The organism is Aestuariicoccus sp. MJ-SS9 (assembly GCF_032586235.1).
In the GTDB taxonomy this organism is placed as follows: Bacteria; Pseudomonadota; Alphaproteobacteria; order Rhodobacterales; family Rhodobacteraceae; genus Aestuariicoccus.
Genome location: NZ_JAWHTD010000044.1, coordinates 21,796 through 28,887, shown reverse-complemented (window position 1 = coordinate 28,887; position 7,092 = coordinate 21,796). Strand labels below are relative to the sequence as shown.

Annotated in this window: 7 protein-coding genes; 5 read left to right on the top strand and 2 right to left on the bottom strand. The window is 65.5% G+C overall.

Annotation, left to right across the window (positions count from 1 at the left end; all coding sequences use genetic code 11):
• Window positions 1-109: 109 nt before the first annotated feature.
• Window positions 110-1,132, top strand: coding sequence for a YeiH family protein (locus RXV88_RS19755; protein WP_316295219.1), 1,023 nt, complete (start codon window positions 110-112; stop codon window positions 1,130-1,132).
• A 13-nt stretch (window positions 1,133-1,145) separates the two neighbouring features.
• On the opposite strand, the gene RXV88_RS19750 is transcribed toward RXV88_RS19755, so the two are convergent.
• Window positions 1,146-1,661 carry a MarR family winged helix-turn-helix transcriptional regulator gene (locus RXV88_RS19750; protein WP_316295218.1) on the bottom strand — a complete coding sequence of 172 codons (516 nt, stop codon included), beginning with the start codon at window positions 1,659-1,661 and terminating at the stop codon, window positions 1,146-1,148.
• Window positions 1,662-1,893: 232 nt separating this feature from the next.
• Between RXV88_RS19750 and ectA the strand changes: the two genes are divergently transcribed.
• From ectA to RXV88_RS19730, 4 genes are read left to right on the top strand one after another with little or no spacing between them, the layout of a single operon-like run.
• Window positions 1,894-2,427: a diaminobutyrate acetyltransferase gene (gene ectA, locus RXV88_RS19745; protein ID WP_316295217.1), complete on the top strand. Its 534-nt coding sequence runs from the start codon at window positions 1,894-1,896 to the stop codon at window positions 2,425-2,427.
• 54 nt (window positions 2,428-2,481) lie between these two features.
• Window positions 2,482-3,777, top strand: a complete 1,296-nt coding sequence (gene ectB / locus RXV88_RS19740) for a diaminobutyrate--2-oxoglutarate transaminase (RefSeq protein WP_316295216.1) — start codon at window positions 2,482-2,484, stop codon at window positions 3,775-3,777.
• A gap of 4 nt (window positions 3,778-3,781) precedes the next feature.
• A complete protein-coding gene (locus RXV88_RS19735; RefSeq protein ID WP_316295215.1) occupies window positions 3,782-4,177 on the top strand; it encodes an ectoine synthase in 396 nt (131 codons plus the stop codon).
• A 2-nt stretch (window positions 4,178-4,179) separates the two neighbouring features.
• Window positions 4,180-5,604, top strand: a complete 1,425-nt coding sequence (locus RXV88_RS19730; protein WP_316295214.1) for an aspartate kinase — start codon at window positions 4,180-4,182, stop codon at window positions 5,602-5,604.
• 72 nt (window positions 5,605-5,676) lie between these two features.
• Here RXV88_RS19730 and RXV88_RS19725 read toward each other — a convergent pair whose 3' ends face one another.
• Window positions 5,677-7,080 (bottom strand): hypothetical protein, encoded by a 1,404-nt coding sequence (locus RXV88_RS19725; RefSeq protein WP_316295213.1) that lies wholly within the window; start codon window positions 7,078-7,080, stop codon window positions 5,677-5,679.
• Window positions 7,081-7,092: the final 12 nt, after the last annotated feature.

Here is a 7,092-nt window from a genome sequence, read left to right as displayed (position 1 = left end):
ACTCGGCGAACCCTTCCGCCGCGACGCCATGAAAAAACCCGTCCACGTCGCAGGCATCGACGCCGCCGACATGGCGGAACAGGCTGTCTGACCGGGGATGAAAAGTTCAATGATCTCAATCGCGTCCGGCCAGGAATTGGCCGGGCGCGCCAAGGCCTTGTTTCCGGGTTTCATGGTCGCGGTGCTGGTGGCGCTGGCGGCGCAATTCGTGGCCGAGCATCACGGCGCGCCCGCCATGCTGATGGCGCTGCTCTTTGGCATCGCGCTGAATTTCCTGGGCGAGCCGGGGCCCACGGCGGCCGGCATCGGTTTTACCGCCCGGACCGTTCTGCGCTTTGGCGTGGCGATCCTGGGGGCGCGTATCTCGGTCGAGATGCTGACCTCGCTCGGCTGGGGGATGATCGGCCTGCTGGTGGCGGGGGTCGTGCTGACCATCCTCTTCGGCGTCGTGCTGGCGCGGTTCATCGGGCAGGGGCCGCGCTTTGCGATCCTGACCGCGGGGGCGGTGGCGATCTGCGGGGCCTCGGCGGCCATGGCCATCGCGGCGGTGCTGCCCAAAGACGAAAAGTCAGAGCGTAACCTTCTGTTCACCGTGCTGGGCGTCACGGTCCTGTCGACCGTGGCGATGATCCTCTACCCGATCCTGACGCAGGCGCTGGGGTTCGACGAGGTCACCGCCGGGGCCTTCATCGGGGCGACGGTGCATGACGTGGCGCAGGTGGTCGGCGCGGGCTTCTCGATTTCCGAGACCGCGGGCGAGACCTCGACCCTGGTCAAGCTGATCCGGGTGTCCTTTCTGGCGCCGGTGGTGGTGGTGATCACGATATGGTGGCAGCGCGCGGCACCTCAGACCGAGGGCGAGCGCCCGCCGATCATCCCTGCCTTCGTGCTGGGGTTCCTGTGCCTGGCGACGCTGAATTCGCTGGGGCTGATCCCGCCCGCCGTGGGCGCGCTCTTGGCCAAGCTGTCGTCTTGGGCGCTGCTGGCGGCGATCGCGGCGGTGGGCATGAAGACCGACCTGCGCAACATCCTGCAGGTGGGCGGCGGCGCGATCGCGCTGATCGTGGCGGAAACGCTGTTTCTGGCCGGGCTGGTGCTTTTTGGGATCGGCTATCTGAACCTGGCGCCGTAGAGGCGGCGCCGGGTCACTTCCCGGCTTCGCCGTTCTTCTTTCGGGCGTCTTGTATCTCGCCGGTGGTCAGCACCGGTGCTGCGTCGATGCCTTTGGCGTCCAGCATGTCCGCCACCCGTTCGAGCGACGAGACAAGCTGCGCCTGTTCCCAATCCGCCAGCTTCATGAACGCGCGGACGTAGCGCTGCTGCAGGGCGTCGGGCGCATCCGTCAGGCGGCTATGGCCGAGCTCTGTCACCACGACGTTGGTCTGCCGGCGGTCGAGCTCTGAGGGCACGCGCTCGACCAGTTTCTGCGCGACCAGCTTGTCGACCAGCGACGTGACCGTCGCCTGGCTGACGCCCATCTGTTTGGCCAGCGCCTTGGGCGTCGCGCTGGTCTTTTGATCGACGATCTGCAGCACGCGCAGCTGTGCGGGCGACAGACCCACCGCATGGGCAAGGTCGCGGGCATAAAGCTCTGTCGCGCGCAGGATGCGGCGCAGGGCGATCAGGCTTTCGTCGGTGCGATCAAGAGGGGCGGTCGTCATGGCGGAATAATGGCATGGCGGACCGATAGCCACAATCTGCGAAAATTCTTTGGAACCTTTAGGCGACCTAAGCTGTTACACACGTGAAGCTTAGAGTAGCGAAGAGGTAGATGCAGTTTTTCCTAATAAAAATGGACATTTCAGCAATCATGAGCCGGAGGAGCTTAGATAGTTGAAATTTTCGCACCGATGAACTACTTGGACAGTCTAATCAATAAAAAGGTCAGAGCCTATGCCCGAACTCAGCGAAAAAACCCGAACGCGAAAGCCCCTTCTGCGCAAGCCCGATGCGACGGACGGGGCCGCAATCTGGGAATTGATCAAGGCCTGTGCGCCGCTCGATGAAAACTCGATGTACTGCAATCTGGTGCAGGCCGATCATTTCGCAGACACCTGCGTGGTCGCCGAAATGGATGGCGACATCGTGGGCTGGGTATCGGGGCACATGATCCCCGACAGCGACGAGCTGTTCGTCTGGCAGGTGGCCGTCAGCCCCAAGGCGCGCGGCCTCGGGCTTGGTAAAACGATGCTGCTCGAACTGATCGAGCGGGACGCTTGCGATGGCGCGGCGCAGCTCAAGACCACGATCACCCGTGACAACGATGCCTCGTGGTCGCTTTTCCGCAGCTTTGCGCGGTCCATCGGCGGGCAGCTGTCCGACGAGCCGCATTTCGAGCGCGAGACCCATTTCGAGGGCCGTCACGCGACCGAACATATGGTCACGATCACCTTGCCCGAAGCCGATGCGCTGGCGCGCGCGGCCTGAACGGGCAAGCCCTCACTCCCCCTGACAAAATTCAAATCACTGAAAGGACGTCTCATGCCTAAGGACATGACCGACCCCCGTTCCATTTTCGACCGCCGCGAAAGCGAGGCGCGATCCTATTGCCGCGGTATGCCCGCGGTCTTCGCCACCGCCAGCGGGTCTGAAATGACCGACGCCGACGGCAACACCTGGATCGACTTCCTGGCCGGCTGTTCGTCGCTGAACTATGGCCACAACGACCCCGACATGAAGGCGGCGCTGATCGAGCATATCGCGGGCGATGGCATCGCCCACGGGCTCGACCTGCACACCGGCACCAAGGCCGCGTTTCTGGAAACCTTCGAGAGCCACATCCTGGCCCCGCGCGGCATGGATCACCGGGTGATGTTCACCGGCCCGACCGGCGCCAACGCGGTCGAGGCGGCGATGAAGATCGCACGCAAGGTGACCGGGCGCACCAACGTGATCGCCTTCACCAACGGTTTTCACGGCGTGACCTCGGGTGCGCTGTCGGCGACCGGCAACAGCTATCACCGCGGCGGCGCGGGCATGGCGCTGAACGGCGTCACGCGGATGCCCTATGATGGCTATTTCAACGGCGACACCGACACCGCCGATTTCCTCGAGGCGATGCTCAACGACAAGTCGGGCGGCGTCGACGCGCCCGCGGCTATTCTGCTCGAGACCGTGCAGGGCGAGGGCGGCCTGAATGCCGCAAGCCCTGAATGGGTCAAACGCATCGCCAAGCTGGCCAAGGACAGCGGCGCGTTGCTGATCATCGACGACATCCAGGCCGGCTGCGGCCGGACGGGCACGTTCTTTTCCTTCGAAGAGATGGGCGTGGCCCCCGATATCGTGACCATGGCCAAGTCGATTTCGGGCTTCGGCCTGCCGCTGGCGATGGTGCTGGTGCGGCCCGAGCACGACATCTTCGGCCCGGCCGAACACAACGGCACCTTCCGGGGCAACACCCATGCCTTCGTGACCGCCCGCGTGGCGATCGAGAAGTTCTGGGCCGACGACAGCTTTCAGAAAGAGCTGGCCGAAAAGGCCGGGATGGTCCACGCCCAGCTCTCCGAGATCGCGGAGATGGTGCCGGGCGCGACGCTCAAGGGCCGCGGCCTGATGCAGGGCGTCGATGTCGGATCGGGCGATCTGGCCGGCGACATCTGCGCGCGCGCCTATGAGAAGGGCCTGGTCATCGAGACCTCGGGCAACGAGGACCAGGTGGTCAAGGTGCTGGCGCCGCTGACCACGCCGAAAGAGACCTTCGCCAAGGGCTTCGGCATTCTGAAAGAGTCCGTGCGCGAAGCGCTGGCGACCGAAACAGCCAATATTGCAGCGGAGTAACGCCATGATCGTGAGAGACTTCAATCAAATCACCCGAAACGGCGGCGACCGTGTTGTGTCGGACGCGCAATGGACCAGCGTGCGGATGCTGCTGGCCGATGACGGGATGGGCTTTTCCTTCCATATCACCTTTCTCGAGGAAGGGTCCGAGCACACGTTCGAATACAAGAACCACTTCGAAAGCGTGTATTGCATGAAGGGCAAAGGCTCGATCACCGATCTGGCCACCGGCGAGACGCATCAGATCACCCCCGGTGTCATGTATGCGCTCAACGAGCACGACCGCCACATCCTGCGCGCCGAGGAAGAGCTGGTCATGGCCTGTGTCTTCAACCCGCCGGTCACCGGCAACGAGGTGCACCGCGAGGACGGCTCTTACGCCGTGGCGGAGGAGGCCTGAGAATGGCCCATACGGTTGAAAAGATTGGCGGGACGTCGATGTCCCGCCTCAACGAACTGCGTGACACGCTGTTCGTCGGCGACCGCGAGGGGGCCGATCTTTACGGGCGCATCTTCGTCGTGTCGGCCTTCGGCGGGATCACCGACCTGCTGCTCGAGCACAAGAAATCGGGCGAGCCGGGGGTCTATGCCTATTTCGCCAACGACGACACCAACCACGGCTGGCACGACCAGCTCGACCGGGTCGCCCGCGCGATGAAAGAGGCGCATACCGCCATTCTCGACCATCCGGCGGACCTGCAGCAGGCGGACGCCTTTGTGGACGAACGTCTGCACGGCGCGCGCGGCTGCCTGATCGACCTGCAGCGGCTGTGTTCCTACGGGCATTTCCAGCTGGCCGAGCACATGGGCCACACACGCGAGCTGCTCTCGGGGCTGGGCGAGGCGCATTCGGCCTTCGTCGCCGCGCTGCTCTTGCGGCGGGCCGGGGTGAACGCGCGCTTCGTCGACCTGTCGGGCTGGCGCGACGACGGCGACGTCAGCCTGGACGACCGGATCAACGGCGCGTTCCAAGGCGTCAATCCGCAGACCGAAATGCCCATCGTGACCGGCTATGCGCAATGCGCCGAGGGTCTGATGTGCGAATTCGACCGGGGCTATTCCGAGGTGACGTTCTCGCGGCTGGCGGCGCTGACCGGCGCGCGCGAGGCGATCATTCACAAGGAATTCCACCTGTCGTCCTGCGACCCCAAGCTGGTGGGCGAGGGCATGACGCGCAAGCTGGGCCGCACCAATTACGACGTGGCCGACCAGCTGTCGAACCTCGGGATGGAGGCGATCCACCCCAAGGCGGCCAAGACCCTGCGCCGGGCGGATGTGCCCCTGCGCGTGACCAACGCCTTCGATCCCGGCGATCCGGGCACGCTGATCGACGATCAGCCCGCCAGCGAACCGGCGGTCGAGATGGTCACGGGGCTTGATGTGGTGACGCTCGAGGTGTTCGAGCAGGACATGGTCGGGGTCAAGGGCTATGACGCCACGATCCTTGAGGTGCTCAAGCGCCACAACGTCTGGATCGTGTCCAAGGTGTCGAACGCCAACACGATCACGCACTTCCTCAACACCTCGCTCAAGACCATGCGCCGGGTGGAACAGGATCTGGCGGCGCATTACCCCTCGGCCAAGATCACCACGCGGACGCTGTCGCTGGTGTCGGTGATTGGCCGCGACCTGAGCGGGCTTTCGGTGCTGTCGCGCGGGCTTCAGGCGCTCAGCGAGGCCGGGCTCGAGGTTACCGGCGCAAGCCAGGGGCCGCGCAACGTGGATGTGCAGTTCATCCTCGATCGGGGCGCGCTGGAACCCGCGATCCGCGCGCTGCACGGCGCGCTGGTCGAAAGCCCCAAGGTGGCGCTGCCGCAGGCGGCGTGACCCGGGCATATGTGACAACCGGACCGGCGCGGGCATGGCCTGCGCCGGTTTTCTTTTGGCCTGTGCCCGGCCCTACTGACCCCCGGTCAGCAGGTAGAAGACCGGATACATCAGCAGCGCCGACATCAGCGTGAACTGCAGGTTCCACCCCCAGGTCAGCCTGCGCGCCGGCAGCCCCGAGGCGCGCGCGATCACCAGAACCACCGTGGCGAAGGGCGAAAAGGTCATCGACACCGCCCAGCCGCAGGATATCGAGAAGGCCAGCAGCGTGGCATCTGCGGGCATTTCGGGCAGCGCGGCAAAGAACGACCCCATGAAGACCGCCATCATGGTGGGCGACAGCGCCAGCAGGCTGATCAACGTCAGAAAGCTGGGGATCGACGCCAGCAGCAACCAGTCCGGCATCCCCGCCAGCCCCAGCGCCTCAGCGACCTCCGCCGCCGGTGTCAGCCCTGCCGCCGCGCGCCCGATATAGCCCGAACAGGCCAGCGTGATGGCCACGTTGACCGATCCGGGCAGCTCGGTTCCGGCAATGCGCCGCAGGCGCGCGGGCAGGGCCGTCGTGCCTCCTTGCGCGATCAGCCAGCCGATCACCATCACCGGACAGGCCGCCAGAACGCCGAACACCGCCGATTCCCCGAAGGCCCAGACGAAGGCCACCACCAGCGCCAGGAACCAGCAGGTCGTCGCCGCGAACCGCGCTGCCGCCGTGCGCGGGAAGGGCATGGGTTGGCGCAGGCCCTTGGGTTTGTAGGCGCGAAATCGGATGCGGTCCTCGAGCCATCCCAGCGCCATCAGCGCCGCGAACAGCGCCAGCCCATAGCCGATCCACGCGCTGCGCTCGACGCCCGGCATCAGCTCGGCCACGATCAGCGGCGCGAAGGCGGTGGGCGACCAGGTGACGCTCCAGGCAAAACCGCGCAAAAGCGCCGAGATCTGGCGCTGCTCGCGGATCGGGTTCAGCGCGTCGCCGGGGGCCGCGCGCCGGATGCCCTGCTGGATCAGCGGCACCAGAAAGCTGACCACGCCGATATTGAAAAGCACCGCCAGCAGCGACGTGCCGCCGTTGAGCGCCACGTAACGGCGGCCGGGCGGCTGGCGGGTCAGATATTCGCCCATGATCGCCACCGAAGGCGAGGTCGCCGCCGTGGCCTGCAAGAGCCCCAGAAGCAGGATAAAGGTCATCAGGAACGCCGCCTGATTTAGCGCGCCTGCCAGAATGCCGGGGGGATCGGGCTGCGTCAGCAGCACGAGCACGGTCAACACCGCGCTCGCGCTCAGCAGATAGACCTCGCGCAGGGTCAACCGCCGCAGGGCAAAGGCCACGACCAGGATCATCGCCGCCCAGGCGGCGGTCTGCACAGCCTGCAAGCCGCTGAAGCGCGCCAGCAATTCGAGCGCCGCAACGGCGATCAGAAGCGCGGCCAGGATCGGGGCCGGCCGCACGCCGCGATCCAGTACGGTTCGAGACGGCATGTTCAGGGCTGA

Coding starts and splice junctions, on each gene's coding strand:
- RXV88_RS19755 (WP_316295219.1), top strand. CDS start 110: ATGATCTCAATCGCGTCCGGCCAGGAATTGGCCGGGCGCGCCAAGGCC.
- RXV88_RS19725 (WP_316295213.1), bottom strand. CDS start 7,080: ATGCCGTCTCGAACCGTACTGGATCGCGGCGTGCGGCCGGCCCCGATC.
- RXV88_RS19730 (WP_316295214.1), top strand. CDS start 4,180: ATGGCCCATACGGTTGAAAAGATTGGCGGGACGTCGATGTCCCGCCTC.
- ectB (WP_316295216.1), top strand. CDS start 2,482: ATGCCTAAGGACATGACCGACCCCCGTTCCATTTTCGACCGCCGCGAA.
- RXV88_RS19735 (WP_316295215.1), top strand. CDS start 3,782: ATGATCGTGAGAGACTTCAATCAAATCACCCGAAACGGCGGCGACCGT.
- RXV88_RS19750 (WP_316295218.1), bottom strand. CDS start 1,661: ATGACGACCGCCCCTCTTGATCGCACCGACGAAAGCCTGATCGCCCTG.
- ectA (WP_316295217.1), top strand. CDS start 1,894: ATGCCCGAACTCAGCGAAAAAACCCGAACGCGAAAGCCCCTTCTGCGC.